The 24,887-nt window shown below is 65.3% G+C and carries 26 protein-coding genes, 1 tRNA gene and 2 pseudogenes; 18 read left to right on the top strand and 11 right to left on the bottom strand.

Annotated features, from left to right (window positions below; all coding sequences use genetic code 11):
• Window positions 1–671: pseudogene (locus D183_RS25985) on the top strand (hypothetical protein); the annotation flags it as partial.
• 625 nt (window positions 672–1,296) lie between these two features.
• Here the strand turns inward: D183_RS25985 and D183_RS0104070 are convergent.
• Entirely contained in the window at window positions 1,297–1,944 is a 648-nt protein-coding gene (locus tag D183_RS0104070) for a response regulator (protein ID WP_026143418.1), read from the bottom strand.
• Window positions 1,945–2,404: 460 nt separating this feature from the next.
• On the opposite strand from D183_RS0104070, the gene D183_RS0104065 reads away from it, so the two are divergent.
• A complete protein-coding gene (locus D183_RS0104065; protein WP_017907867.1) occupies window positions 2,405–2,866 on the top strand; it encodes a GNAT family N-acetyltransferase in 462 nt (153 codons plus the stop codon).
• A gap of 27 nt (window positions 2,867–2,893) precedes the next feature.
• Here D183_RS0104065 and D183_RS0104060 read toward each other — a convergent pair whose 3' ends face one another.
• Complete coding sequence (locus tag D183_RS0104060; RefSeq protein ID WP_017907866.1) at window positions 2,894–4,081, bottom strand: DUF2252 family protein; 1,188 nt, start codon at window positions 4,079–4,081, stop codon at window positions 2,894–2,896.
• Between the two features lie 347 nt (window positions 4,082–4,428).
• Between D183_RS0104060 and D183_RS0104055 the strand changes: the two genes are divergently transcribed.
• The 3 genes from D183_RS0104055 to D183_RS0104045 all read left to right on the top strand — a co-directional run bounded on the left by D183_RS0104055 (window position 4,429) and on the right by D183_RS0104045 (window position 6,394).
• Window positions 4,429–5,007 (top strand): DUF3617 domain-containing protein, encoded by a 579-nt coding sequence (locus tag D183_RS0104055; protein ID WP_232757204.1) that lies wholly within the window; start codon window positions 4,429–4,431, stop codon window positions 5,005–5,007.
• Between the two features lie 278 nt (window positions 5,008–5,285).
• Window positions 5,286–5,615 carry a hypothetical protein gene (locus D183_RS0104050; protein ID WP_017907864.1) on the top strand — a complete coding sequence of 110 codons (330 nt, stop codon included), beginning with the start codon at window positions 5,286–5,288 and terminating at the stop codon, window positions 5,613–5,615.
• A gap of 29 nt (window positions 5,616–5,644) precedes the next feature.
• Complete coding sequence (locus D183_RS0104045; protein WP_039726087.1) at window positions 5,645–6,394, top strand: BPL-N domain-containing protein; 750 nt, start codon at window positions 5,645–5,647, stop codon at window positions 6,392–6,394.
• A 68-nt stretch (window positions 6,395–6,462) separates the two neighbouring features.
• On the opposite strand, the gene D183_RS0104040 is transcribed toward D183_RS0104045, so the two are convergent.
• The 5 genes from D183_RS0104040 to D183_RS23950 form a co-directional block, all read right to left on the bottom strand.
• Window positions 6,463–7,767, bottom strand: a complete 1,305-nt coding sequence (locus tag D183_RS0104040; protein WP_026144172.1) for a hypothetical protein — start codon at window positions 7,765–7,767, stop codon at window positions 6,463–6,465.
• Complete coding sequence (locus D183_RS0104035) at window positions 7,760–8,353, bottom strand: hypothetical protein (RefSeq protein WP_232757203.1); 594 nt, start codon at window positions 8,351–8,353, stop codon at window positions 7,760–7,762. The genes D183_RS0104040 and D183_RS0104035 overlap by 8 nt, the downstream gene beginning before the upstream one ends.
• Complete coding sequence (locus tag D183_RS0104030) at window positions 8,340–8,915, bottom strand: hypothetical protein (RefSeq protein ID WP_017907860.1); 576 nt, start codon at window positions 8,913–8,915, stop codon at window positions 8,340–8,342. Before D183_RS0104030 ends, D183_RS0104035 begins: the two co-directional genes overlap by 14 nt.
• Window positions 8,912–9,574: a hypothetical protein gene (locus tag D183_RS0104025; RefSeq protein ID WP_232757202.1), complete on the bottom strand. Its 663-nt coding sequence runs from the start codon at window positions 9,572–9,574 to the stop codon at window positions 8,912–8,914. Before D183_RS0104025 ends, D183_RS0104030 begins: the two co-directional genes overlap by 4 nt.
• Before the next feature lie 121 nt (window positions 9,575–9,695).
• On the bottom strand, window positions 9,696–10,376 hold the full coding sequence (locus D183_RS23950; RefSeq protein WP_081613265.1) for a DUF2306 domain-containing protein: 681 nt from the start codon (window positions 10,374–10,376) through the stop codon (window positions 9,696–9,698).
• Between D183_RS23950 and D183_RS0104015 the strand changes: the two genes are divergently transcribed.
• The 6 genes from D183_RS0104015 (at window position 10,371) to D183_RS27315 (ending at window position 17,723) form a co-directional block, all read left to right on the top strand.
• Window positions 10,371–11,444 (top strand): AraC family transcriptional regulator, encoded by a 1,074-nt coding sequence (locus tag D183_RS0104015; RefSeq protein ID WP_343122557.1) that lies wholly within the window; start codon window positions 10,371–10,373, stop codon window positions 11,442–11,444. The genes D183_RS23950 and D183_RS0104015 overlap by 6 nt on opposite strands.
• Window positions 11,445–11,725: 281 nt before the next feature.
• A complete protein-coding gene (locus tag D183_RS23945; RefSeq protein WP_039726083.1) occupies window positions 11,726–12,925 on the top strand; it encodes a tyrosine-type recombinase/integrase in 1,200 nt (399 codons plus the stop codon).
• Between the two features lie 159 nt (window positions 12,926–13,084).
• On the top strand, window positions 13,085–13,291 hold the full coding sequence (locus tag D183_RS26285; RefSeq protein WP_081613264.1) for a helix-turn-helix transcriptional regulator: 207 nt from the start codon (window positions 13,085–13,087) through the stop codon (window positions 13,289–13,291).
• Window positions 13,288–13,677, top strand: a complete 390-nt coding sequence (locus tag D183_RS27320) for a hypothetical protein (RefSeq protein WP_157835170.1) — start codon at window positions 13,288–13,290, stop codon at window positions 13,675–13,677. Before D183_RS26285 ends, D183_RS27320 begins: the two co-directional genes overlap by 4 nt.
• A 558-nt stretch (window positions 13,678–14,235) precedes the next feature.
• A complete protein-coding gene (locus D183_RS0104005) occupies window positions 14,236–17,214 on the top strand; it encodes a plasmid replication protein, CyRepA1 family (RefSeq protein WP_017907855.1) in 2,979 nt (992 codons plus the stop codon).
• A gap of 44 nt (window positions 17,215–17,258) precedes the next feature.
• The gene (locus D183_RS27315) at window positions 17,259–17,723 is read left to right on the top strand and encodes a hypothetical protein (protein ID WP_157835169.1); all 465 of its coding nucleotides are present in this window, start codon (window positions 17,259–17,261) and stop codon (window positions 17,721–17,723) included.
• Between the two features lie 67 nt (window positions 17,724–17,790).
• On the opposite strand, the gene D183_RS0104000 is transcribed toward D183_RS27315, so the two are convergent.
• Window positions 17,791–18,267: a hypothetical protein gene (locus tag D183_RS0104000; protein WP_026144169.1), complete on the bottom strand. Its 477-nt coding sequence runs from the start codon at window positions 18,265–18,267 to the stop codon at window positions 17,791–17,793.
• A gap of 542 nt (window positions 18,268–18,809) precedes the next feature.
• On the opposite strand from D183_RS0104000, the gene D183_RS23940 reads away from it, so the two are divergent.
• Genes D183_RS23940 through D183_RS28230 form a run of 6 tightly spaced genes read left to right on the top strand, consistent with a single transcriptional unit; the run spans window position 18,810 to window position 21,641 of the window.
• Window positions 18,810–19,772, top strand: coding sequence for a hypothetical protein (locus D183_RS23940; RefSeq protein ID WP_017907853.1), 963 nt, complete (start codon window positions 18,810–18,812; stop codon window positions 19,770–19,772).
• Window positions 19,769–20,194: a hypothetical protein gene (locus tag D183_RS0103990; protein ID WP_017907852.1), complete on the top strand. Its 426-nt coding sequence runs from the start codon at window positions 19,769–19,771 to the stop codon at window positions 20,192–20,194. The genes D183_RS23940 and D183_RS0103990 overlap by 4 nt, the downstream gene beginning before the upstream one ends.
• A complete protein-coding gene (locus tag D183_RS0103985) occupies window positions 20,191–20,391 on the top strand; it encodes a hypothetical protein (RefSeq protein WP_017907851.1) in 201 nt (66 codons plus the stop codon). The genes D183_RS0103990 and D183_RS0103985 overlap by 4 nt, the downstream gene beginning before the upstream one ends.
• Window positions 20,388–21,038, top strand: a complete 651-nt coding sequence (locus D183_RS26280; RefSeq protein WP_198527636.1) for a hypothetical protein — start codon at window positions 20,388–20,390, stop codon at window positions 21,036–21,038. The genes D183_RS0103985 and D183_RS26280 overlap by 4 nt, the downstream gene beginning before the upstream one ends.
• On the top strand, window positions 21,035–21,496 hold the full coding sequence (locus D183_RS0103980) for a Mor transcription activator family protein (protein WP_232757201.1): 462 nt from the start codon (window positions 21,035–21,037) through the stop codon (window positions 21,494–21,496). The genes D183_RS26280 and D183_RS0103980 overlap by 4 nt, the downstream gene beginning before the upstream one ends.
• Window positions 21,396–21,641: a helix-turn-helix transcriptional regulator gene (locus D183_RS28230; RefSeq protein WP_441365207.1), complete on the top strand. Its 246-nt coding sequence runs from the start codon at window positions 21,396–21,398 to the stop codon at window positions 21,639–21,641. The genes D183_RS0103980 and D183_RS28230 overlap by 101 nt, the downstream gene beginning before the upstream one ends.
• A gap of 87 nt (window positions 21,642–21,728) precedes the next feature.
• Here D183_RS28230 and D183_RS0103975 read toward each other — a convergent pair.
• The 3 genes from D183_RS0103975 to serS all read right to left on the bottom strand — a co-directional run bounded on the left by D183_RS0103975 (window position 21,729) and on the right by serS (window position 24,573).
• Window positions 21,729–21,818: transfer RNA gene (locus D183_RS0103975), tRNA-Ser, on the bottom strand.
• Window positions 21,819–21,919: 101 nt separating this feature from the next.
• Window positions 21,920–22,909 (bottom strand): LysR family transcriptional regulator, encoded by a 990-nt coding sequence (locus D183_RS0103970; protein ID WP_010342573.1) that lies wholly within the window; start codon window positions 22,907–22,909, stop codon window positions 21,920–21,922.
• Window positions 22,910–23,292: 383 nt separating this feature from the next.
• The gene (serS, locus tag D183_RS0103965; protein WP_017907849.1) at window positions 23,293–24,573 is read right to left on the bottom strand and encodes a serine--tRNA ligase; all 1,281 of its coding nucleotides are present in this window, start codon (window positions 24,571–24,573) and stop codon (window positions 23,293–23,295) included.
• Between the two features lie 131 nt (window positions 24,574–24,704).
• Between serS and D183_RS23935 the strand changes: the two are divergent.
• Window positions 24,705–24,887 (top strand): annotated as a pseudogene (locus tag D183_RS23935) (energy transducer TonB); the annotation flags it as partial.

Raw genomic sequence — 24,887 nt, 5'->3', positions numbered from 1 at the left:
AGGGCGTCAGCGATGCCGCCGTGGCCCACGCCGACACCGTGGTCGCGGCCGCACCGGTGGCGGCCGCAGTCGCCGAGACCAAGCCGGTCGCGCAGGAAACCGTCGCCACCGAGCGCACCGCGGCACCGGCCGAACCCGCAACGCCGGCCGTCGCGCCGCAGCCGCAGGCGGTCACCACCGCCATCGAGCAACCGACTGCCACCGCCGCCAAGGCGCCGGTCGCCGAGCCGGACGTGACGGATGCCAAGGCCACCGTCGAGGATCCGGCGGGCGTGACCACGCCGGCGGCAACCACCGTCGCGCCGAGCGCAGCGCCGGCGGCCACGCCCACCGCTCCCGCGGAACCGCGTGCGGAAGATGCTGCCCCGGCCAAGCCGGCCTACGCGCCAGTGCAGACCACCCTGCTCGACGCCTTCGCCGAGGCACCGGCAGCGGTTCCGCACAATGGTGAGGCAGCGGCCGCAGCGTCGACCGAGGCCGCATCGGTCACGCCGGCACGCGACGACAGCGCAACGTCCGTCGCTGCTCCGGCGACGCCGGCGCAAGCGGAGATCGCGGCTGTGGACGAGGCGGCGCGGAAGGAACGTGCTGCTGCCGCGGCGCAGTCCGCAGCGCCTGCGCCGCATGGCGCGGACAAGGCGGACAGCGACGAGCACAAGGATCGCGGCTGATCCCCGCCCCTGCCGTTGCAGCATGAAAGAAGCGGCCTTCGGGCCGCTTTTTTTTGTGGACGCCCGTGAAGCGTTTCCATCGCTACGGCTCAAGGCGATCGTCTGCACGCGTACTGTCTTTCGCGCGTCCCGTTCGGCGCAGCAGCAGTGGCTTCCCCTCCAAAGCCACGGCAACACTCGCTTTGCCGTGACTCGACGAGCTACACCATCACCTCGCAGGAGCGGCTTCAGCCGCGACGAGGCTTTCCCGATGCGCCGGTCGCGGCTGAAGCCGCGCCTGCGAAAACACGCGATGCGTGCAGTACGTGCTGCGCGGAACGCTGCGACCGAAGTGTCTTGAAGACCCACCACCACATGCACATTCGCGTCGTTGTGCGCTCGCTGCAGTCCCGAGCGATGCATTCGCGCAGAGCATGCACTCCCTACTCCACCGCTTTCGCCAAGTGCTGCCGCAGCGGCACCCAGCCATTTCGACCGCGGCACGCGCCAGTGCCGGGGGCGTCGGCGATAGCCGCGGACGCGGGTTCGCAATCGAGCCACTGCGAACAGGTCCGCACGTTGGCGCAAGCACAACGCAAAAGCGGCCCGAAGGCCGCTCTCGTGTCAGCTCGGCAGGAACCGCCGACTACAGCGGATGCGTCGGATCCAGCAAGCCGTATTGCGTGGCCAAGCGCGCCAGTGCGATGTTGTCCTGGATGCCGACCTTTTCGAACAGCCGCGCCTTGTGCGTATTGACGGTCTTGGCGCTAAGGCTCAGGCGCTTGGCGATGTCTTCCTGGCGCAGGCCGCGGGTCAGCAGCAGGGCCACTTCCAGCTCGCGCGGCGACAGTGCATCGAATGGGGAACCGCCGCCTTCCAGATTGGCCAGCGCCAGGTTCTGCGCGATGTTGGCGCCGAGGTAGCGCTTGCCCATCGCCACGTCGCGCACCGCGCGCAGCAACTCCTGCGCATCGCCAGCCTTGCCCACGTAGCCGGACGCGCCGGCTTCCAGCAGGCGCTTGGGCAGCGGACCGTCTTCCAGTACCGACACGATGATGACCTTGGTGCCGTGGTCGCCCTTGACGATGCGCTCGGTGACTTCCAGCCCGCTGACGCCGGGCATGTGCAGATCGCACAGGACGATGTCCGGCTTCAGCTGCCGGATCTGCGGGAGCGCATTTTCGCCGCTGTCGGCCTCGCCGACGATCTCGATATCCGTTTGATTCGACAGGATCAGCTTCATGCCCGTACGGACAAGAGCGTGATCATCGACCAGAAAAACCCTGATGGCCATCTCGTATAACCCCAACGCAGCGGATACCGCACCATCCAGACTATCTGCGTGAATTATTCAGGGCAATACGAATTTGTAGACAAACGACGACGCTTCACGGAGTGCTCATCTGCACTTCGCGAAACGTCATCGTGTCGTCATCAAAACCCTGCCGAGCTTACTCAAGGCTCGGCACGCAGGGTCGAGTGACCTGCCAGCGCTCTCCCCGTAAGGCGCGCGACGGTCCCTGCGTCAGGCCGAGGCCAGTATGCTGGTGCGGCGGGAAAAGCGTTATCAGGACAATCCTGATCTCACGTCAGAATTATCTGACCCTCCCCCTTCCCGCTTCCGGACACCACCCCGCTGCGGATCCCGGACAGGCCCGGCGAAATTTTCCGACACTCGCGTCGGAAATGGCCGATGCGACCTCCATACCCGGCGCAGCCACGACATGCCTGGCCGCCTGCGGCACACTGCCCGAGTGAACACGATCCGTCCCTACGTCATGCAGGACCGCGCGGCCTGCCTGGCGCTGTTCGACAGCAACGTCCCGCAGTTCTTCGACCGTAGCGAACGCGCCGCCTTCGAGCGCTTCCTTGAACATGACGTCGGCGCCTGGCACTACCTGGTCATCGTCCGCGCGGGCGCGGTGGTGGCTTGCGGCGGCCACGCGCTGCGTCTCGACGGCCGCGTCGCCAGCTTCGGCTGGGGCGTGGTCGACCGCCGCCTGCACCGCCAGGGCCTGGGCCGCGCACTGACCGAGGCCCGGCTCGACGCCTGCCGCAGTGCCGGCGTCACGCGGATCGAACTGGACACCAGCCAGCACACCCAGGCGTTCTATGCGCGCTTCGGCTTCACGGTCAAGCACGTGGTCGCGAACGGCTACGGCGCGGGGCTCGACCGTTGGGACATGGCGCTGGACCTGGACCGCACGCGCGACTGAACCGGATCGCGCCTCAAGAAGTCGCCGTCAGGCGGCCAACGCGTAGCGGCGGCAGTGCTCCAGATAACCGGCTTCGTGATGGCCGGCGAGCGCGACCACGCTCTCCCACAGCCACGACGGCGTGTCGATGGCCTTGCGCCGGTCGGCGTCCAACTGTTGCAGCCACGCGGCCCGCGTCCTGGGCTTCATCTGCCGCGCATGCGCCTTACCGACGACGAAGGCGAGATAGCGCGCCGAGCGCACCGCCTCGACGTGATTGAATTGGTCGACTTCCAGTTTCAGGTCGCGCGGCGAGAGTTCGCGAATGAACAGCGAGCGGCCCAGCAGATGTACCGGCAACATTCTGCTCCCCAGGTAGGGCGACAACGCCCGCGCGGCGGCGGTGACGCGTTCGGCGTTGTCCGCCGGCATCCGCGCATCGGGCGCTGCCGGCGCGATCGGTGCGATCGCTTCCTTCAGATCGACCAGCGCATAGGACCAGTGGCCCTTGCCGGTCTTCAGGCCGACGATCGCCGCGTAGCGCAGCAGGCCGAGCGAACTGCAGCCCTTCATCCAGTACGCCGCATCGACCAGGCGCACCTCACGATTCTTGGGCTTTCCCTTGAGCGACAGCACCATCTGCGCCACCTTCGGATCGGCGAACAACCGCTCCAGCGCCTCGCGCTCTTCCGGCGCCAATGCCCAGAACTTCTCGCCAAGCGGGATACGCGGCTCCACCGCCTGCAGTCGCTCCTTGGCCAGATGCCGCCAGCGCCGGCCGAAGGCCTCGCGGCGGATGCTGCGCACGGTCTCGGGTTCGGCACCGGGGTGATCGCGGGTCGGATCCTCGATGGCGGCGCCATAGCCGTCGATCATCGCTTCCATCATCCGCGCCGTGGTGACGCCGGGCAGGTCCGAGCCGCGCGCCGCGGTGGCCAGCGACAGGCCCAGGCGGATCAGATCGTGCGCGGGATTGCCGATCACGCCCTGGTCGAGGTCGCGGATCTGGATCTCGACGCGCCCCTCGCCGTCGGCGACCGGGCCCAGGTTGCCGAGGTGGCAATCGCCGCAGATCCAGATCGCCGGCCCCATCGGCACGCGCCGCGCCGCTGGCGACGCTGCCAGCCATTCGTAGAACTTGAGCGTGTTGCCGCGGACATAGGCGTGGGCGGAGCGGGCCATCTTCAACGTGCGTTTGCGTTCGAGGATGACGGGGCGTTCGGCGAGGCTGGGCATCGAAGGTCGGACCTGGAGCGGATGGCGTGGGGGTCACGCGCGGCGGCACAGACGCTAGCAGAGCCGAACGGAATGGTCCGTGCACGGCAGGCACCTGGACAACATACGCAGTGATCGCGGGGATCGCGCGGCCACGCACCGCATGCAGGCGCGGTGGCGGCGTGCGATTGCACAGGGTTTGCTGCTTCTTCTGCCGCCGACGCGCGTGCCTGCGGCGGTCGGATCCAGCCTCTCCGCCGCCTCCTGCGTGACCAGGCACGCGCCAACGGCAGCGCCCGGCGTCGACGTCATCTTAATTACGCCCCCGGCTATGCTCCGCGCACCTCACATAACTTAGGGAGAAGTTCATGCGTCTGACCATGCCGGCAACGGTTGCTGTATGTGTGCTGCTCGCTGCCTGCGGCAAGGGTGGCGACAAGAACGGCGACAACGTCGCGATGTCCAACGCCTCGGTCGCCGACGTGGCCAAGGTGCAGGCGGCCAAGCTGCAGCCCGGCCAGTGGGAGATGCGGATCGAGCAGGTGAGCAGCGAGACCAGCGGCGGCTCCGGCAACATGCCGCAGATGCCGAAGGTGCCGCCGAGCACCGCCAAGGTCTGCCTCACCGCCGAGCAGATCAACGATCCCACCAGCCTCTTCGGCAGCGCCTCGCCGATGCAGAAGAACTGCGTGTACGACTCCTTCAGCATGAAGGACGGAAAGATCGACGCGAAGATGCATTGCACGATGGGCGACATCAAGGTCGCCGGCACCAGCACCGGCACCTTCAGCGCCACCGAGATGTCCTCCGAATCGCATTCCGAGATCACCGGCCTGCCGGGCGGCATGTCGATGAAGACGCACATGAAGATGGACGGCAAGCGCCTGGGCGAGTGCCAGCCGGGCGATATCAAGGCCGGCGATACCAAGGCGCCGGCTGCCGGCTGAGCGCGCCTGTCCTGGTGCCGACGCCCAGCGTCGCTTTGGAAGCATCCCCGTCCTGTTCCAAGCGCCGCGACGGTGACCCGTCGCGGCGTTTTTCATGCGCGGGCGTCCGCGCTTGCCGCGGTGCCATCCACCCTCCGACCAGTTGCCTGCGCAGCGAGGCACTGGCCTGTTCATGCCTGGTTGCAGGCCGATCGGCTGAATGTACGCCTCCAGCGACAGCCGCGTCGCTCCTTGCGCCCTTGCCGTGCCGACCCACCCACAACGAACAGGAAACACCCATGCGCAACACCCTTCTGGCCACGATCATCGCGCTGGCCGCAGTACCCGCCCTGGCGAGCGCACGCACGCCGGCGCCGGACTGTCACGCGATGATGCTTGCCACGGTGAAGGACGACATGCAGAACACCTGGAACAAGGGCCAGACCTTTCCGGTGGACATCGCGCGCGACACGCCGTCGGGCGGCGCGTTCTGCACGCATGGCGGCAGTTGCCTGCCGCGCAAGGTGGCCGGCAAGGAGGCGGTTCGCCTCACCGATTGCAAGATCGGGCCGTCGATCGGCGACGGCGACTACCGACTGGTCGCGTTGCCGCATTCGCACAAACACTGAATCTCCGACTTGCGCCAGGAGCGCCGACCATGAAAGTTCCATTGCGACTGGCGGCGCTATGCTGCCTTGCGTTCGCCTGCGTGTCCGCGGCGAACGCGCAACCCACGATCCGTGTCGCGGTCTATCGCGGCGCAGCCGGCTGCGACGATTGCTCAGAAACCGCCAAAGAAGCGATCGAGGCACTGAGTCCGCAGTACAAGGTCGACATCATCGGCCCGAAGGAGGCGCAAGACGTCACGTCCGCCACCCTGCGCCGCTATGCGATCTATGTGCAACCGGGCGGCGGGCAGGACATTCCGGCCGCGCTGCAGGCGATGGGCGAGCGCCGGATCGCCGCCATCCGCGACTTCGTCGCGCAGGGCGGCGGCTATCTGGGCCTGTGCATGGGCGCCTATCTTGCCGATGACACCAACATGGGCCTGATCGGCGACGATCTCGATGGCGAGGTCGGCCGACCCGGCTTCCCCGTCACCACCATCGATGAGGAGGCCGTCGCGGTTCGCTGGAAGGGCCGCCCCGACAGCGTGTTCTTCCAGGACGGCCCCTACTTCCCGAAGAGCCCCCAGGGTGGCTTCCGCGCGCTCGCCACCTACGCCAATGGCGATGTGGCCGCGGCGCGCTACAGCTTCGGCCGCGGCACCGTCGTGCTCAGCGGTCCGCATCCCGAGGCGGACCGGAGCTGGTTCGAACAGGCCGAGATCCCGCTGGACAGGATGCCCAGGACGCCGGTCCTGCAGGCGCTGTTCGACGAGTTCGCCCTGCCGGCGTCGCAGCCCTGAGTCCATCGGTGCCGACCGCCGCCGGCTGACGCGTCACCGCCCGATGCGGACGGCTCGGGCGGCGCGGGCTACTTCAACGCCCGCCAGCTCCGACCGGCACGGAAGGCGCGCTCGAGGGTCGCCGCGAGCAGGCAGATCTTCAGCGTCTGCGGCAGGATGCCGTCGCCCGGATCACTGGGCGTGCCCAGCACCACCGACAGCTGATTGGCGATCGTCTGCCACACCACCTGCGGGTGCGGGCCGATCAACCGGGTCAGTCCCATCCAGGCCCAGGCCGAGGTCCAGTCCAGGGCGCGATACAGCACGATCAAGGTGACCAGGGCCGCCAGCCCGGTGGCGCCGGCCAACTGCACGCTGTTGGCCGCAGCGCGATAGCGCGAAACGGTGCCCGCCCAGAAATGGCCGATGAAGTCGCGCAACCACGTCGGCAGCTTCCGCCACAGCCCCAGCGTGCCGTCGACCTTGCTCGACCACTTGCCGGGCGCCTTCCATTCGGCGTTGTGCACGTCGTAGCGGTAGATCAGCGCGGCCAACGCCAGCCAGACCACCGGCAACAGGGCCGAGAAGAAGATCACTACCAGCGTGTCCGCCATGCCTGGCGGCGCCTGTTCCACCGCGCCTGGCAACGCGGCATGCGCGACACCGATCGGATGGCTGATGCCCTGCCACAATTGCTGGCCGAGATCGGCGATGCGCAGATGCGCCAGCCAGCGGAACACGCCGCCCTTCCATTCGGTGAGCACGTACATGCCGACGAAGGTCCAGCCGGCCTCGCACAGCACGATCAGCACGTTCCACGCCGGATGCGCGCTGCGCTGCTTCTGTTTTTTCGCGCCGCGCCGGATCAGCCACAGCAACCCCACCGACGCCGCCAGCCACCAGCCGCCGGACACCTCGAACAGCGACCCGCGATAGGTCGGATCGAACGGATTGAACTGTCCCAAGCCCTCGCGCCCGTAGGCACGGATCGTCTCGCCGAGGAAGCCCCAGGCGGCGTAATAGGCGAAGAACGGCACCAGCGCCTGCGAGACGATCGCCGACAAACGGCGCCAGCGCGCCCTGCCCTCGTCCTGTGCAGTCGTCGCGTCGGCCTGCTCGGCCAGCGCCGCACTGGCGATCCCCGGCAAGGCCGGGCGCAGCGTTTCGAACAGCAGCACGAAGATCACCAGCTTGACCAGCACCACCAGCGTCAGCGACAGCAAGCCGGCGAGCCGGTTCTGGTAGCCGATCCACACCGCGGCCTGCAGCAGCAGTTCGTTGAGCAACACGCCGGCCAGCGCCACGGCGAGCAATTGCGGCAAGTAGCGGAACCACAGCCGCAGCGTGTCGCCGATCAACCCCAGCGGCCCGCCGCGCAGCGCCAACTCAGTCATGGCCTTGCCCCCGCGCGAAACGGAGGTAATGCGGGCGACCGCCGCGCGTGCTCACGGTGAGGTGCAGCTGCGCAGCCACCGCACGCGGCACCAGGTAGTAGCCGTCGATCGCCAACGGCACGCCCGGCTTGGCCGCGGACACGGCCAGTCCATCGCAGGCCACGCCGGGCGACTCGCCAGGCTTGGCCAAGGCACGCTGCAACAGGTCCGGCACGGTATCGATCGCGGACCAGGATCGGCCAGTGCTGTCGATCAGCTTGAGCGTGCAATCGTTCCACTCCGCGCCGGCGGCGCCCGGCGCCAGCGCCAGGCGCGTGCGCACGAAGGTGCGATCGGCGGGCAGCCCCGCCTCGAACGGCAGCACGTCGACCGACGCGAGGCGAACGGCGGCACCGTCGTAGTCCACGGTCTGCGCCATCGCCACATCCACCGGCCGCCATTCGCGCGCATGCAGCAGTTCACGCACGTCGCGCCAGCCGGTCGCGGCCATCGTGCACGGCACCAGCACCACCAATGCCGCCAGTGCGAGCCAGCGCATGCGCCGCTCGGAAACGGCCGGGGCCACGTCGCGGTCAGAGGCGTGCATGCAGCGCATCCAGATCGAGCACATCCACCGAAGCGCCGGCGGGGATCGGCGGATAGCGCACCTGCGCCTCGGCCGTCAGCTGCGGGTCGCGGTCTTCCGACAGCAGCAGCGTGCCGCCGGCCCTGGCGAGCGCGGTCGGCAGTTCGAACACCAGCACGTCCTTGCGCTCCAATCCGGGCTGCAGCGTCTTGATCGACGACAGCACCGCATCGCCCATCTCGGCGCGGCCGCTGGCGCGGTAGCGGCGGCCATCAGGCGTTGCCCAGACCCGGCCGTACGCGCGTGCGGTCGCGCGCGCGACCTTCGACCGCACCGGCACCACCAGCCACACGCCGCCACTGTCGCGCTGCTGCACCGCGCCCGCCGCCTTGAAGCGGATCGTATGCGCGAGCTGCGGCGCGCCGGCATTCACGGCCAGATTGTCGGTCTGCACCCAATTTCCCGGAGCACCGGACACTGCGATCGGGCCAGTAATGCGCTCGTAGCGCGGCATCGTCCAGCGCATCCCGGCAAGCAGCACGAAGCCGAGCAACAGGATCGCGATGGCGGCCAGCCGCTTCACGGCGCACCTGCCGGCGCGCCGGCTCGCGCTGCGCCAAGCGGCAACTCCACGACGCCGACCGGATGCGGATCGGTCCATATCGGCTGCGCGTAGAGATTGTCGAAGGCCTTGAAGGTTCTGGCGGTGATGTCGAAGCGCAGGCGCCCAGCCACCTGTTCCGTCGCCGGATAGGTCCAGACCAGGGCGACCTGTTCCGGCAGGCCAGGTTGCAACTCGGTGGTCGCCGCGCGATCGCGCACGAGATAGGCGGTCGGGCGTGCATCTGCGCCGCGCGGCGGCGCCTTCAACGCCACCGCCTGCACCAGCGATCCGCTGGTCTGCGTGGTGCGATTGGTGGCCTGCAGATACAACACGATCGCCTTGCGACCGTCGCGCGACACCACCTCGCCATCCGGTAACCGGTCGCTGGTCTCCACGTGGTCGAAGCGCAGCGACCACTCGCCCGCGGCAACGTCCTTGCCAGCCTGCAGCGCAGGCGGCACCGGCACGTCCTTGGCCTCGAACAAGCCAATGCCCCACCCCACCACGATCGCGGCAATGCCACCGATCCCGGCCAGCATCCGTGTCCGCCACTGTCCTAGAGACGCTTTGCTCGCCAAACCGGGTGACCCTTCTGGAAGCTCGGCCGGACGGTAGCACCGGGTTGCGAAGACGTGCAACCCGCAACTGAATGAAGAGAAACAGTATCCCGTCCGCACTGTGGATCCTACTTCCAGACCACCTAGCAAATGCTCCAAGCGAGAGACAAGGCGCTTATCGCGGATCCCGCGACGCGGGTGCCTATTCTGAGCGCTTGAAATCGGGGCTAACGTCATCTCGCCCGAGGGCCGATGGGTGCGCTTTCATCAGCCACTCGGCCACCAGAAGATTCGGTAGCCAGCATAACCAGGCAATCGCCCGATAGGCCACGACAAATTCGATGCCCAAGACAAACGTCGAGAAAGGCAGGTAAAGACGCAGCGTTACCGCAGACAGGGTCAAGGCGAACGAGCGCATCATCCAGCGCCGATGCTCAGCCAGCCGACCTGTCAGAACCTTACGCAGCGCGATGGCCGTTGTCGCCATCCACGCGATTCCAAGCGCACCGAATCCCGCGCCAGCGACAGGCCCGGTGGATATCCCGGCAGCAAGAAACACGGCGGAGAGGCCTCCGACCATGCAACCCGCGACATACACGCGTCCGGTCGCCCGATGCCACCCTGGGTGACGCAGACGAAGCCGGCGAACGAACTGGAGGGGCCCACAGAGCAGCGCCGTCGCGGCGCTGGTCGCGTGCACGATCAACCAGGGATGCACGTGCCGGTTGGCTGCGACCCCAGGTGGCACCGGACCTCGGTCGAACAGATAGCGATAGGACAGCAGGGCGACCGTGCCGCTCAATACAGCGAGCACGCCCCATGCATAGCCCGACCGTCTGGATTTCGCTGTCGTACTTGCCTGCGACCGATACGCCGAATGCATCATGCTGCCCCCTGGAGTGACAAATGCGGCCATGGGCCGGACTTCAAGCCGCGGCATGTCCGCCACGTCCTTCAAGTGCAACACTATCGGTGCCGGGCAGCCGAGCCCATGTTCGATCGTCGAAACATCTGTCGCTATCGTCCAGACATGACCGACCCGCTTTCCGACATCCTCACCCTCGTTCAGCTCGACTCGTATGGATTTCGCGGGTTGGACGCTGGAAGCGATTGGAGACTGCGTTTCCCACCAGCCGACGGCATCCGATGCTTTGCCATCGATTCGGGGGAATGCAGGATCGTGCTGCAGGACGCCCGCTCTCATATCGCCTTGGAACCGGGTGATGTGATTCTTGTGCAAGGAGGAGCCGCCATGCAGCTGTATGCAGGCGCCCCCGTGACGTGGCAGGACGCCATCTCGTTCCTGACACAGGTGCCGCCTGGCCACGTCGCTGAACTCAATGGCGGCGGGGTGTGTCGAGGCATCGGGGGATTCTTTTCGTTGCGCGGCCAACATGCTGCGGCCATCCTTTCAGCGGTACCGCCGGTGGTCCACATCCGGTCTCAAGATCACAAGGCGGCGCTTCAAGCCAGCGTACGGCGCCTCATCGTCGAACTGCGCGAACCTCGGCCAGGCAGCGATCTGCTCGCTGGACACCTTGCGCAGGCGCTGTTGATCGAGGCCTTGCGCGCCCATCTGGAGACAGGCCAGCAGCAGATAGGATGGCTAGCTGCCCTAGGCGTGCCCGCGCTCAATCGTGCCCTGACGGCCATGCACGCAAACGTCAGCCATCGCTGGACGGTCGCAGAATTGGCGGCTGCCGCACGGATGTCGCGCTCCAGCTTCGCCGCCCATTTCGAGCGCGTAACCGGCGAGACACCGATGGATTATCTGACCCGGTGGCGCATGGCCCTGGCGTCTCATCGTCTGCTGACGTCGACGCTGCCGGTCGGTGCGATCGGCATGTCTGTCGGTTACTCGTCTGAAAGCGCGTTCGCGGTTGCATTCAAACGCAACTTCGATGCATCGCCCAGCCAGTATCGCGCGCAATCAATAGCGGCCAAGTTCTGACGCTGTGGGTGTCTTAAGGACGCAAACACTGCTTAGGTCCCACCGCCCTAGATCAACGCAGGCGTCCCGCCCTTGGGCTCCGCAAACGCCATCACGCCTTGACCGCCAGTGTGGCGGAGAGAGTGGCCGCCAGAGCCAGTTAACGCTGGATCACGCTAGAACACCAAGATCAACGCAAGCACATGATATTACTAGCATAAAATGACGGACTTCGTCTCACAACGCCCCTGAAAAGCTGATAGTATCGCGCCATCAAACACGGAAAATTCACGGAACGAGACGTGGCCCGAACCCTACATCGCCTCTCTGCCACCTTCGTTAGATCAGCCATTAAAGGAACCGTGAAGCCTGGGCGTTACACAGACGGCGGCAATCTCGCCCTGCGAGTCGGGGGCGGCGGCGCCGTGTCCTGGACATTTGAATTTGTGCGCGCAGGTAGGCGCCGCGAGTTGGGCCTCGGGTCGGCTGGTATCGTAGGACTGGCAGAGGCACGCGCCCGCGCAGCGCAGTTCCGGGTAGACCTGGCAGCCGGCATCGTTCCTAGTACCGCGCGCGCCAGGAGCCAGGCATCTATTGGCCTGACCTTTGCGCAGGCCACTGAAAAGTACCTTGCCAGTAAGGTTTCTGCTTTCAAGAACGACAAGCACAAGGCCCAGTGGCGAAACACCCTTGAGACATATGCTCATCCGGTCTTCGGCGCGCTCGATGTAAAGCAGGTAGACACACCCCATGTCCTTGCTGCTTTGGAGCCGATTTGGCTCACAAAAAACGAGACAGCCAGCCGTGTGCGCGGTCGGATCGAACGGGTTCTCGCTTGGGCAACGGTGAACAAGCATCGCTCAGGCGAAAACCCCGCTCGGTGGCGAGGGCATCTCTCGGAAGCTCTGGCAGCCCCTGCCCAGGCCAAGAGGGTTCAGCACCACGCCGCCCTGCCCTACAGCGACTTGCCGCAATTCATGGCCGACCTCGAAAGGCAAGTCGGCACAGGCGCGGCAGCACTTCGATTCGCCATCCTGACAGCCACACGCACTAGCGAAGTGCTAGGGGCTTGCTGGGGCGAATTCGATCTACAGGAACGAACGTGGGTCATACCCGCTGAGCGCATGAAGGCAGGTAAGGAACATCGTGTCCCACTGTCTCGACAGGCTGCAGCACTGCTGATGCAGATGCAGGAATTCACCTCCCATGACGCCGCGAGCTTCGTGTTTCCCGGCGCGAAGCCGGGTGCATCACTGTCGAATATGGCGATGCTGTCAACCCTGAAACGGATGGGGCGGTCCGATCTGACGACACATGGATTCCGCAGTTCTTTCCGTGACTGGGCGGGCCAAGAGACCCATCACCCACGCGAGGTTATCGAACACGCCCTCGCCCACCAGTTGAAGGACAAGGCCGAGGCCGCTTACGCCCGCGGCGATCTACTGAAGAAGCGACGTGTTCTTATGGAAGACTGGTCCGCGTTCGCATCGCCAGCGGAATGACGCGGGTATTCACATGAGAAATCGCCATGTGAATACCCAATCCTAAGTCATTGATCTTAAATGCCATTCCCTAATGTGAATACTTCTCAAGCTGCACTCCCCGCGCAATGATGCCGCCACGCCTGAGACGACTTGGGCGATAAATGGAGCATCTAACACATGTCAGAACACCGCCTTCAAGTTGAACGTCTCCCATCGGTCTTGGCGCGCGTGGGCCGCAGTCGCGCAAGCCTTTATCGCGATATCGCGGAAGGCCGTTTCCCTGCCCCCTCTAAGATCGGCCCGCGCGCTATAGGCTGGGACCCCAGCACTGTCGATCGCTGGATTGCCGCGCGCTTTGAAGCCACGGAGGCATCTACCCGATGAGCGCACAAAAAAAACGCCAGGCCGATGGGCGCGGCCTGGCGTTGCAGAACCCCGAGAACCGTTTCGGCGAGATTCGCCATCAGGATGCCGCGCCATCGGTTCGCGGGTTACTGTCCGAATTTCCGCCGGAGGTATTCAAGCGCTCGGCATCTTGGCACCTGGAACGCGCCCACCGTGCGCGCAGCGTAGGCGAACTGAGGCACCATATGTTCGCCTGGCTGATCCGCTGGGCCTGCTACACACGAAGCATCAGCTGCCATTTCGTTGCATACGCCCCGGCGGCATTCGCATCGGCAGTCGCCGCAAGTGGGCTGCGTGTTCGGTTCCGCGCGGCAGACATTCGCGCCATTTGTCGCATTGCAGCGCGCGCCGTGTGGGGTGAGTAGCAAGTGGCTTCAACCCGTTTCCGCGATTTTGTCGCTACCCGCTGGCCGACACCCGAGCATGCGCTAGCCGAGTTTTTCGGCGACGCGCAGACAGCCGCCGCTGAGGTTGGCGGTCTGCTGGCAGAGCTTCCAGCACTTGATGGTTCGCGCCGATACCTACCCGCCCTGAGTGGCCGACGCGATAAGCGGCAGTTCCTGATCGCGTCCGTTACCGTCGATCCTGACGGTACGGCCTGGCCTGCAATTACGTTTCGCTCGTTTAAACGCGGTGGCGCCAGCACCTACTGGAAGCCGCGCGATGCGGCGTGGCAGCTTTTCAAGCTGGCTGGCGACGATGCCGTCGCGCGTGAAGATGGTTACGCAGAACGAATCCTTCGTGCGCAAGAGATTGCGCAGCAGCGCGCCGCGGAGCGCGAAGCCACCGACGCAATCGGTCGCGCGGCGGCAGCCGATGCCGCCCTTGCTGCATGGGACTCGGCAGCACCTGCTGACGACTCGCACCCGTACCTACTGAAAAAGGGCGTGCGCTCCTACGGGCTGCGCGTAGCCTCGCTGACGATGCGCGCGAGCCTTTGGGACAGCGAGCGAGAACGCTGGATCAGCGACGCCATCGCCGTGCGCGCTGGTGATCTGCTGGTGCCGGCGCACCTGCCAGACGGGCGCCTGGTCAACGTGCAGCGAATCGACCCCGCTGGTCGAAAGCTCTTTCTGCGCGGCGGCCAGAAGCGCGGAACATTCTTCCGAATCGGGGGCGCTGGCCGCGCGTGGCTCTGCGAGGGCTACGCCACGGGCGCCAGTGTCCATGCTGCGACTGACAAAGCCGTCATTATCGCGTTTGACGCCGGCAACCTAGTGCACTGCGCAGGTCTAGCCGACGCGGTGGCCGCAGACCACGATGACAGCGGCACCGGCCAGCGTGCGGCAGAAGCCGCCGCGCTGCCGTGGGTGATGCCTCCCAAGCCTGGCGACTGGAACGACCTGCACCAGCGTGCCGGACTGGGCGCTGTACGCGCCGGACTGGCCGTGCTGCAGCAGCCCCCGGATCCGGAAGCGCCCGTGTTCGCGCGGGTGTTCGACCTGCCGCGGGTTGAAGTTCCGCCGGGGTGCGAAGAAGCGCTCCGCGCGCTGGCACGAATCGCCGATCCTGCCGAAGCCGCTGCATTCGCCTGGGCCGTCGCGAAGCGCCTAGCGCTCGGCATTCCGGCGCGTGGAGAGACGGTCGAATCCGTCGCGGATGCGCTGCGGGCTGCGTTGCCGCGGCGCGTGCTGGCCGCCGGCACGGTCGACGCCATCGCGGGCGGGGTTCGCTGGATCGTTGAGCGTCGGCGCGATTCCGCGCTGGCGGCGGTTCGGCCGTCCGCGGCTGTTCTGGCTGGGCACGACTTGCAGCGCCTGCGCAGCCTGCCCGAATTCGGCGCGGGCGAGTATCAAGGCGTGATCGTCCTGCGCGCCCCGATGGGCGCCGGCAAAACGCAGCGCGTGGGCCGTCCGTTCGCCGAGTGGGCGCGGCACCAGCCTGGCCGGTTTGTGGCGCTGGCGCATCGACAGTCGCTGATTGCTGAGCTTGCAACGCGCTTGGGATGCGACCACTACCAGCGCGTGGGCGGCGAGGAAGCTGTGCACATCGATGCACTGGCAAGCTGTTTGCCATCTGTCGTGAAGGCCGATCACGCGCAGATTTTTCGTGAGGCGCGTTGGGTGTTCGTCGACGAAATCGCCCAGGTCTTGCGCAGCCTCGCGGCGAGGGTCACTGTCGCAGACAAGCGGACCATGGCGGATGTCCTGGTCGGGCTGCGTGAACTGGTCGCGCGCGCTGAGTGCATCATCGTGGCCGACGCCGGCATCGACGACCGAACAATTCGCTTTCTGGAATCCTGCCGCCCCGGCGAGCGCTTCGGTGTGATCGACGTGGATGCACCACGGGCCGAACCGTTGCGCTGCGACTTCGGATTCGGGCCGGATGCGCTGCGGCACGTTTACGGCGAAATGCTCGCGGAACTCGCTGAAGGTCGTAGGCTCTGGGTTGCCTGCGGCGAGAAGTCCCGCGCTATAGAGTGCGCGCGGCTGCTTGAATCGTCGGGGCGTCGGGTGTTGCTGGTCAGTTCCGATAACGCAGGTAATCGGGAGCAAGCCGCTTTCCTAGCCGAACCGGACCGCCTGTCGCGTCTTTACGACGCGGTTGTCGCAAGCCCCGTCATTTCGTCGGGGGTGTCCATCGAGCATCGTGGCGCGCCGTGGTTCGACCGTCTGTTCCTGATCGCATCCGGCGCGACAGTCACACCAGCGGACGCCATGCAGATGGCGCGACGCGTGCGCTACTTGCGGCGCATTTCAGTCGTTGCCACACCATCGAACCGCACGGAAATCGATTCAGCCGCCGCGATCCTGGATGGCCTGTCTCAAGCTGCCGAACTGGAAGGCCGCCCGGTGCTTCCGACCGACTTGGACGGCTTCGTCGCGGACATCGAAGCCGGCGACGCCAGGCAGAGGGCGGATTTCGCTGCTGGTGTATGGTGGCTGCTTGAGGCGGCGGGCTACGCCGTGCGCCCGATTACTGCCGCCGACGATGGGGAGGTCTCGGCCGAATCGCTGAAGCTGCTGCGCGCCGAAATCAACCGCGAGCAGCGCGATGCGATCTTGGGAGCGCGTGACTTGGGCGACTTCGAGGCCCGTCGCTTGCGTGAGCGGCCCGCTATCAGCGAAGCCGACCGCGCGGCGCTGCTGCGACATCGAATTGTGCGCGACCTGGGCGTGCAGGAGGCGCTGTGCGAAGCCGACCTAGACATATGGGATGACGGGCGCGGCCCGCGCGCCTGGGACCGATTCACGGCCGCTACGGCTGGTCTGGCCGATGCGAGCATGGAGCCAGCCGGCGAATATCTGACGCGACGCCGGTTCGCTCGGGCAAGGGTCAGTGCCTACGCGGACCTGTTCGCCGGGTTCCGGCTTGGGTCAGGCTTTCGGATCACGGGCGAGGTCGCGCAGGTGCTGGTGCAGCGAGCGTTCGCTCGGCGGCAGATGTTGGCGGTGCTGGGAGTCGTCGGCGCTAAGTGGGCCGGTGAGCGGTTCGCGGTGCCAAGTGGACGAGCGGCCACTCAGGCGGTGATGGATCTGTTTCAGCGTATGGGTCTTGAGCTCAAGCGCCGCGAGGGGACAGCTACCCCCACAAGTGCCAAAAATACCTTAGGTAGTCTAAGGACTTGTGGGGGTGGTTCGGAGCGGAATCGGTGGTACGAAGTCACGGCGGAATCCTGGTACCGAACGGCCGAGCTTGCGGCACGGCGTAATGCACGCCGGGTGCTGGATCGTGTGCCGGTGGAGACAGAAGACGACCGGTACTGGCTCGCTGTCCGCCGGGACATCATCGGCCGGCGTCTGAGTGGCGATGAGGCGGCACGGTTGATCGTGGAGCGCTGTCGAACGCATCCGGCCTGCACGGCGCGGCGGGACGCACTTGGAAGGACATTCGGGGCGCGGGTGGCCGTGTTCTGGCTGCGAAATGTCTACGCGCCTGAATGGTGGCCGGCTGCGGCGTGAAGTAGATTTGGGCCACCTCATCTTGAGGTAAAAGGGGGTCAAGGATGGATTTGTATGCATTTGAACAAAAGACAGTGGCATCGGCCGCAGTTGGCGATCTAGTGTTTGCTGATGAGCATTGGCGGCTCAAGGTTGAGATTCCGAACGATGGAAAGTATCTGCTAAACCTTACAGGTGAACTGAATTCACCACTTTGGAAGGTTGATGATAATGCATCAGATATATGCGTTGGGCTGGCTAAGGATTTTCAGTGGTTTCCACATGGTGATGTGACCACTGGAAAACAAGTCGTCCCGCGCCACTTGAGCATTGCGATTACAGAAATTGGTCCGATTATCGCCGCCGTTTTTCAAGGAAATTATCTATTCTTCTCGACCGCGGGCAGCAAGACTGTTGCATCGAAACGCGGCACCTTGAGCTTCATCAATTGGTCGATTCATGTCCGCGACACACGAGATTTGAGGTCGTGGCAACTTGTTCAGATCGGCCCGCCTGCCGCCGAGGGCTGAATTTAGGGATTCCAGAAAGCATAGGCCACCCATGGTGGCCTATGCTTGATCCAACTGCCTTGGCTATTTACTTTGGCGCCGAATACTTCGCAGTTGGAATCCTATAGGATTCGATGAAATTACCATCTTTGTCATAAATGACCACGATAGTGGTTATGGAATCCCGGTAGACCACGGTGGCATTGCACGGGCAGCTTGCCGCAGCCGTCACCATCCCCATCGGCTGATTCTTTTCGTCGCTGACGGAAACCATCTGCTTTTCAGCAGCAGAACCAATCGGAAGAACGGAATCCACCCCGGGCGTCACGGAAACGACGGTAATTACTTCGTCTTTAAGCGAGTTGATCTGAACGAACTTGAGGCCCGCTTTCTCAAAGGTGTATACCTTGAATAGAGGCGACAAGCTGACATTCTGCTTTCCGACCGGCAGACGTTCGCCCATGCCTTGGATTACATCATCAGGGTTGAGCCTACTGTTGCCTGCGATGGCACTGGCACTTGCAACGGCGGCTAAAAAAGAAATTGCCAAAATAGATTTGCGCATACTATCTCTGATCCATGAGTGGGGCCGAACGTTTGTAATCGAATGGCGGCCGCAGCCATTCGCTCTGTTTCGCCAGCGCTCGGTGGTGCTGGCAGGCAGACACTAGACCCGCATCACGGTGCAAGCAACCTGGCCGGTCTCACTTGTCTACCATCTGAACCATTGTGACAGTCGGGGCGCAACTATGAACGGACGGCGCCCCGTTCACTTTTTCGGGTCCTTCCCCATGGGGTACGGCCTGCGGGGTCGCCGACACCGCCGAGAATCTAATCTGGCTGCGATTCCAGATTTGTTTTTCTTATTACTCCGTGAATAGCGAAATGGAATAGCTCAAGCGGGCTTTTAACTTCTCATCGCCCACAAGTGTAAAGCATGCTTTACAGGTGGCGGATATCTTTTGTAGGAACGCTAGGCGGAAATCGCGGAAGTGGATTGACCAGCGATAGAAGCGGAAATTCCGCAAGTGGAATCGAATATTCCACCCCCGGAAAATCAATCGCGACGGGGCATTCCGCCACCGCAAACCCGAGAACCAAAACTAAATGTCCGACGAAATTAAAAACCTGCTTCAAAGCGCCCGCGCCGCCCAGGGCGCAATCGTGGCGACCGACTCCGATGGTGGCGTCCGGTACGCGCTGCCAGCCTCCACAGCCCGAGGCATCGGCCTTGACCTGGCCGCCAGCGTCGCGCCCAACGTCGCCGCCCTGTTCGACGCAGAGGGCCGCTTGCGTGCCTCCCCGAAAGGCCGCCCCGCGGTCGCGGACTTCACCCTGTCGGCGCTGGACATCGCACGCGCACACAGCCGTTGCGTTGCTGCTGGCGCGCTTCTGTTCGTCCGCGAGGAACCACTGCCGCCGCGTCGGATCGGCACTGGCCCCGAGCTTCCGGTTTTCGCGCGCGAAGTGCACGGCCTCAGCGTGGTGCGTCCGCTTCCGATGGCCGTTGTAGCGGACAGTGCCGATGCTGTCGTCGCGACCGCGCTCCCGGTCGCTTCCGCCAGCGTTGACTGGACCGAGCAAAGCAGCACCCCGAGCTACGGCGCGACGCTGGAAATCCCGCGCAACGACTACCGTGACCGCCTCCATAACGGAACTCTGGAAGAACTGCTCCATGCCGCGATCCTGGCCGGAGTCGGTCGTATCGCCGATAAGGCAGTGCTGGCAGCACTTGGCGCCGCGTCCTTGGCAAACTTCAGCCTCGCCAACGCTGCCTCTGCCGGCCATCAGTTCAGCGAGCTTCGCGGAATTGTCGGTACTACTGGCGCAGGCGCAGTGGTGGGTGCTGACGGCGTTCTGCGCGTTGCTGGTGTGGCCGCGGAGCTTACCGACAGCACTACGGGCACGTTCATCGGAGACTTCAGCCGTTCGGCCATTGTGCTGGACCGCGAGGTTCGCATCGTGGCTGATCGATCCAGCAGGGAAAGCGCGCTCAAGCTAAGCGTTTTCGCCGGGGCCGCTGCCCTGGTGCCGGACGCGCAGCGCAATTTCTGGCGGGTGGCGGCATGACCGCTCCCCGTAGTTTCGTCGGCCGCTTCGCGGCGGCACGCGCCGCGTTTTTCGGTGCGGAAGCGCCGGACGTGGCCGGGATCGCTGCGTGGGCACACGTGGAAATCGCTTCGGTAAGCATCGGCCGTCTGGCTGATGACGACGATGGCCCCCGCCTGGCGATCCAGTGTGCCGCACTTCGGCATCCGCTCTGGCGGCCATCGTCCGATGCACGCGAAGAAATCGAACGTCGCGTCCGGCACGCCTGGCCCGAATTGCCCGCCGACGAAGTGCGCCGAGTGCTGGCACACCTGGATGCCCGCGTTCGTGCGGAACTGCTGCGGCCGGCGCGCGGCCCCGATCAGCAGGAGGTCGCACCCTCGCGCCGCAGTTGGGTCCACGGTTGGCGCTTCGATGCGCACGACGCGGAGGTCGCCCGATGATTCATATTTTCGGGTTGATGATGGCGCTTCTCGCCTGGGAGGCGGCACTTTTGCCTCTTCTGCCGAGGAAGCGCGACCCCAAGCAGAAGAAGAAACCAACGGCCGCCGTCCTCAAGCGGCGTATACAGCGCCGACCAGGCATGATCCGCATTGGTGGCGATTCGGTCCTCGCCCAGGCGCGGGAGGTGATCCGATGACCTCTGGATATCGAAGCGGCGGCGTTGATTTCGACGATCTGTTCGACCCCTACGTGCAGGGCGACTTTGCACGCGACTGCGGGATGCGAAGCGGTGGAATTGACCTGTCTCGGCGATATGCCCCCATCGCCTTCGGCGGTAAACGCGCCGATGTAGGCTATCGCAGCGACGGCGTTGATGTGTCAAATCTGTGGGCTGCTAAGGGCACGGCTCGTTACTCGCTCGGCTTTGACGGCCGCAGCTATCAGCGAGGGATCACTGCACTTTCCGGCCAGACCGGCACCATCACCGCGTCAATTTCCCTGTCACTAGGCAGCGATGGCCGGTGGGTCGTAGATGGCACCGGGACCGGCAGTACCGAAAGCGGATCATGGTTGCCGCCTGGTTCAAACGCAGGCGATTTCGAAGTCCAGTTTGGTTTCGTGTTGTCTGAAGGGGCGGCGCCCTCCGATGTCTCCAATGGCGCGGATGCGTTCGCCAGCCTTGGGACATCGCGGGGCATCCGCTTCACAAACTCCACGAATGCGGCAACTGGACCCCGCCGTGAGTCGAAGCTAAGCGTAACTTGCCGGCTGCGCCGGATCAGCACGGGGGCTGTCACAACTTCGACTTGCGCACTTACCGTCTTCGTGGAGCCGCAGCGGTGAAGCCGCTTTCGATGCACTCTTTCCCCCAGCAGGTTCAGGAAGTGGCGGCCGTTATCGGCCGCCACTTGGCACTGCGCTTAGCGGGTGAGGTCTTCCATGCGCGGCACGTCCGGCGGGACGGGAAACGCTCCGTCGCTGGCATCATCTACATCCCGACAACGCCTGAAGGCAATTCATTTAACCGCGCTGCGGCCATCGTCGGCGATGAGGCTGCCCGAAAGCTAGTCGCGATGTTCGGCGGAGCGGAGTTGCGGTTTGGGCGCTGCAAGGTGCTGGCTGACAGGGTGCGCGATTCCAGTATCCGCGACTACTGGCGCAATTCAACGCTCAGTGCACGATGGGTCGCCTGGATGCACGATGTCAGCGAGCGCCAAGTGCGGAACATTTGCGCTGGCGAGCCACGCTTGGCCTACGTCAACCGCCAAGAGACCAGGAGCGCCACAGATGCGGCTGCGTGAGGTGCTACGAGTCACCGGGCTGTCTGCTGGTGCGCTCTATCGGGCGATGGCGGTGGGTGACTTCCCAACGCCCGTACGGCTGGGGCGGCTGGTTGCCTGGCGGCGTGGCGAGGTGGATGCGTGGGTCGACTCGCGACAGCAGTAGCAGTTCAGAGACACGGAAAAGAACACGGAAAAAGCCGGTTTAATCCGGCCATTTTTCCTTTATAATCAGAAATTTAGGCGAACGTTTTGGCGGAGAGAGTGGGATTCGAACCCACGGAAGGTTTGACCCTTCGCCGGTTTTCAAGACCGGTGCCTTAAACCGCTCGGCCATCTCTCCGTTTGCGAACGCGGCGGTAACCAAAAACCGTCGGCACGGACGCGCATTTTCGCACGCCCGCGGCGGTTTTGCTCGACCGATGTGCTCGGCCGGCGTCGCGATCAACCCGCCTCGACCGCCATCGCGCCCAGGGTCGAGTGGCGGGCCTTGGTGCGCTCGGGGCAGTTGCCGCCGCAGTCCAGGCGCGAGGCTTCGATCTGGCGCGGCAGGTGTTCGGCGAGGAAGTCGATGAACACGCGCACCGCCGGCAGCAGGCCGCGGCGCGAGGCGAACACGGCATGGCAGATGCCCTGCGGCAGCGACCATTCCGGCAGCACCACTTCCAGTTCGCCGTTGCGCACGGCTTCGGCGCAGACGGTCTCGGGCAGCAGGGTGATGCCGAAGCCGTCCTTGACCATGGACTGCAGCAGCGGGAAGTCGAAGCCGGCCACGCGCGGCTGCAGGTCGACGCGGCGCACTTCGCCGGCCGGGCCGTGCAGTTCCCAGCGCTGCCGGGCTTCGTCCTCGCTGATGCTGAGGGTGACGTGCGAGGTCAGCTCCTCGGGATCCTTGGGGCGGCCGGCGCGGTCCAGGTACTTGGGGCTGGCGACCAGCAGTTCCTGCACCTGGCCGAAGCTGCGCATCACCAGGCTGCCGTCGTCGTCCAGGCGCGAACGCACGCGCAGGGCGACGTCATAGCCTTCGTTGATGATGTCGACGCGGCGGTTGCTGATGTTCAGTTGCAGCCGCACCTTGGGGTATTGGTCCAGGAACATCGGCAGCAGCTTGGGCAGCTGCATCTGCGCCAGCGACACCGGCACGCTCACCCGCACCAGTCCGCGCGGCTCGGCACTGAGCCGGTCGACCACTTCGCGCGCCGCCTGCGCCTCGGCCAGCATGGTCTGGGCGTGGCGGTGCACGCTCATGCCCAGGTCGGTGACGGCGAAACGACGCGTGGAGCGCTGCAGCAGGCGCACGCCCAGGTCGCTCTCCAGCTGGCTGATGCGACGGCTCAGGCGCGACTTGGGGATGCCCAGGGCGCGCTCGGCGGCGGCGAAGCCGCCGTGGTCGACCACCATGGCGAAGTAGTACAGATCGTTGAGGTCGTGCATGTTCTTTCGATATTTAGAACGATGGGGACAATCGGATCCGGTTCATTCTACTCCTACAACGATTTGCGCTGCAGGGACGCCGGTCGTGCTCGCGCGGTGGCTCAGGCACGGATGGAGGCGATCGCAGGGTAACCCCGGCCGGGCTAGCGCGAAGTGATGGGGACGGGAGCTCGGCGCACGCGGAACGCCGCTGCGGCGCGTGCTGCAGTGGGCACTGCATGCGAACGCCCTGCCCCGTCCGGGTCGACGCTCCATTTGTGGCGCAAGACGGTGCACTGCCCGCATCAGGACACGTTGCCTGAGCGCAGGGACGGACAGGAGGGCGGCGCCGCAGCAACGGCGACGCGAGGCGCGCCCGGGGCCGACGCCCCGGGCCCGAGCGATCAGCCGATCCGCTCGGCCCCGCCCATGTACGGGCGCAGCGCGTCGGGCACGGTGATCGAGCCGTCGGCGTTCTGGTAGTTCTCCATCACCGCGATCATGGCGCGGCCGACCGCGGTGCCGGAGCCGTTGAGCGTGTGCAGCAGCTCGGGCTTGCCGGTAGCGGGGTTGCGCCAGCGCGCCTGCATGCGCCGCGCCTGGAAATCGCCGCAGTTGGAGCAGGAGGAGATCTCGCGATAGGTCTGCTGCGACGGCAACCAGACTTCCAGGTCGTAGGTCTTGCTGGCCGAGAAGCCCATGTCGCCGGTACACAACAACATCTTGCGGTACGGCAGGCCCAGCGTCTCCAGCACCACTTCGGCGCAGCGGGTCATGCGCTCGTGTTCGGCGGCGCTGTCTTCCGGGCGGCACACGCTGACCAGTTCCACCTTCTCGAACTGGTGCTGGCGGATCATGCCGCGGGTGTCGCGGCCGCCGCTGCCGGCCTCGGAGCGGAAGCACAGCGAGTGCGCGGTCATGCGCAACGGCAGGCGCTCGGCCTCGACGATCTCGTCGCGCACCAGGTTGGTCAGCGAGATTTCCGAGGTGGAGATCAGGTAGCGCTTCTGTTCGCCCAGCGCGGTGGCGAACATGTCTTCCTCGAACTTCGGCAACTGGCCGGTGCCGTACAGGCTGTCGGCGTTGACGATCACCGGCACGTTGGTTTCCTGGTAGGCATGTGGGCCGGTGTGCAGGTCCAGCATGAACTGCGCCAGGGCGCGGTGCAGACGCGCGATTGGCCCGCGCAGCACGCTGAAGCGCGCGCCCGACAGCTTGGCCGCCGCCTCGCCGTCCAGCCAACCGTGGCGCGCGCCGAGTTCGACGTGGTCCTTGACCTCGAAATCGAAGCTGCGCGGGCTGCCCCAGCGCTGCAGTTCGACGTTGTCGGCTTCGTCCTTGCCGGTGGGCACATCGGCCTGCGGCAGGTTGGGAATCTCCAGCGCCAGCGTCTCCAACTGCGCGCGGATCTCGTCCAGACGCTGCTCGGAGGCCTTCAGCTCGTCGCCGAAGCCGGCGACTTCGGCCATCAGCGCACTCGCATCCTCGCCCTTGGCCTTGGCCTGGCCGATCGCCTTGGACCGGCTGTTGCGCAGGCTCTGCAGTTCCTGGGTCCGCACCTGGATGCGCTTGCGGTCGGCCTCCAGGGCCTCCAGGGCGGCCACGTCCAGCGCATAGCCGCGACTGGTGCGCAGGCGCTCGGCGAGGTCGGCGGGCTGTTGGCGAAGCAGAGCGGGATCGAGCATGGGCGCGGGGTGCCAGGGGAACGAATCCGGGATTATCGCCTGTCCGTCGCGGTTTTGCCGACTCGCGCCCGCCGCGGCGCGCGATTCACCGCGGCTATGCCAGAATCGACCGGTTCCCTACGGTGAGTCCCATGTCCACGTCGCCCTCGTCCTCCAAGTCCGGCATCGTGCTGCATCTGCCGCGGCGCCTGCTCGCGATCGTCGGCATCGCCTTCGCCGCCGGCCTGCTGCTGTTCCTGGTGGTGTGGCTGGTCGGACGCAAGGACAACGATTTCTACAAGCCGCAGCCGGCGCAGCAGGTGCAGCAGGACACC

It is taken from the genome of Xanthomonas sp. SHU 199, from assembly GCF_000364665.1.
Classification (GTDB): Bacteria; Pseudomonadota; Gammaproteobacteria; order Xanthomonadales; family Xanthomonadaceae; genus Xanthomonas_A; species Xanthomonas_A sontii.
Note: the sequence above shows the minus strand (reverse complement) of the source record. Positions and strands in the feature narration are given on the sequence as shown.

Coding starts and splice junctions, on each gene's coding strand:
- D183_RS0104070 (WP_026143418.1), bottom strand. CDS start 1,944: ATGGCCATCAGGGTTTTTCTGGTCGATGATCACGCTCTTGTCCGTACG.
- D183_RS0104060 (WP_017907866.1), bottom strand. CDS start 4,081: ATGCCCAGCCTCGCCGAACGCCCCGTCATCCTCGAACGCAAACGCACG.
- D183_RS0104055 (WP_232757204.1), top strand. CDS start 4,429: ATGCGTCTGACCATGCCGGCAACGGTTGCTGTATGTGTGCTGCTCGCT.
- D183_RS0104050 (WP_017907864.1), top strand. CDS start 5,286: ATGCGCAACACCCTTCTGGCCACGATCATCGCGCTGGCCGCAGTACCC.
- D183_RS0104045 (WP_039726087.1), top strand. CDS start 5,645: ATGAAAGTTCCATTGCGACTGGCGGCGCTATGCTGCCTTGCGTTCGCC.
- D183_RS0104040 (WP_026144172.1), bottom strand. CDS start 7,767: ATGACTGAGTTGGCGCTGCGCGGCGGGCCGCTGGGGTTGATCGGCGAC.
- D183_RS0104035 (WP_232757203.1), bottom strand. CDS start 8,353: ATGCACGCCTCTGACCGCGACGTGGCCCCGGCCGTTTCCGAGCGGCGC.
- D183_RS0104015 (WP_343122557.1), top strand. CDS start 10,371: ATGCATCATGCTGCCCCCTGGAGTGACAAATGCGGCCATGGGCCGGAC.
- D183_RS23950 (WP_081613265.1), bottom strand. CDS start 10,376: ATGCATTCGGCGTATCGGTCGCAGGCAAGTACGACAGCGAAATCCAGA.
- D183_RS26285 (WP_081613264.1), top strand. CDS start 13,085: ATGTCAGAACACCGCCTTCAAGTTGAACGTCTCCCATCGGTCTTGGCG.
- D183_RS27320 (WP_157835170.1), top strand. CDS start 13,288: ATGAGCGCACAAAAAAAACGCCAGGCCGATGGGCGCGGCCTGGCGTTG.
- D183_RS0104005 (WP_017907855.1), top strand. CDS start 14,236: ATGCGCGCGAGCCTTTGGGACAGCGAGCGAGAACGCTGGATCAGCGAC.
- D183_RS27315 (WP_157835169.1), top strand. CDS start 17,259: ATGGATTTGTATGCATTTGAACAAAAGACAGTGGCATCGGCCGCAGTT.
- D183_RS0104000 (WP_026144169.1), bottom strand. CDS start 18,267: ATGCGCAAATCTATTTTGGCAATTTCTTTTTTAGCCGCCGTTGCAAGT.
- D183_RS23940 (WP_017907853.1), top strand. CDS start 18,810: ATGTCCGACGAAATTAAAAACCTGCTTCAAAGCGCCCGCGCCGCCCAG.
- D183_RS0103990 (WP_017907852.1), top strand. CDS start 19,769: ATGACCGCTCCCCGTAGTTTCGTCGGCCGCTTCGCGGCGGCACGCGCC.
- D183_RS0103985 (WP_017907851.1), top strand. CDS start 20,191: ATGATTCATATTTTCGGGTTGATGATGGCGCTTCTCGCCTGGGAGGCG.
- D183_RS26280 (WP_198527636.1), top strand. CDS start 20,388: ATGACCTCTGGATATCGAAGCGGCGGCGTTGATTTCGACGATCTGTTC.
- D183_RS28230 (WP_441365207.1), top strand. CDS start 21,396: ATGTCAGCGAGCGCCAAGTGCGGAACATTTGCGCTGGCGAGCCACGCT.
- D183_RS0103970 (WP_010342573.1), bottom strand. CDS start 22,909: ATGCACGACCTCAACGATCTGTACTACTTCGCCATGGTGGTCGACCAC.
- serS (WP_017907849.1), bottom strand. CDS start 24,573: ATGCTCGATCCCGCTCTGCTTCGCCAACAGCCCGCCGACCTCGCCGAG.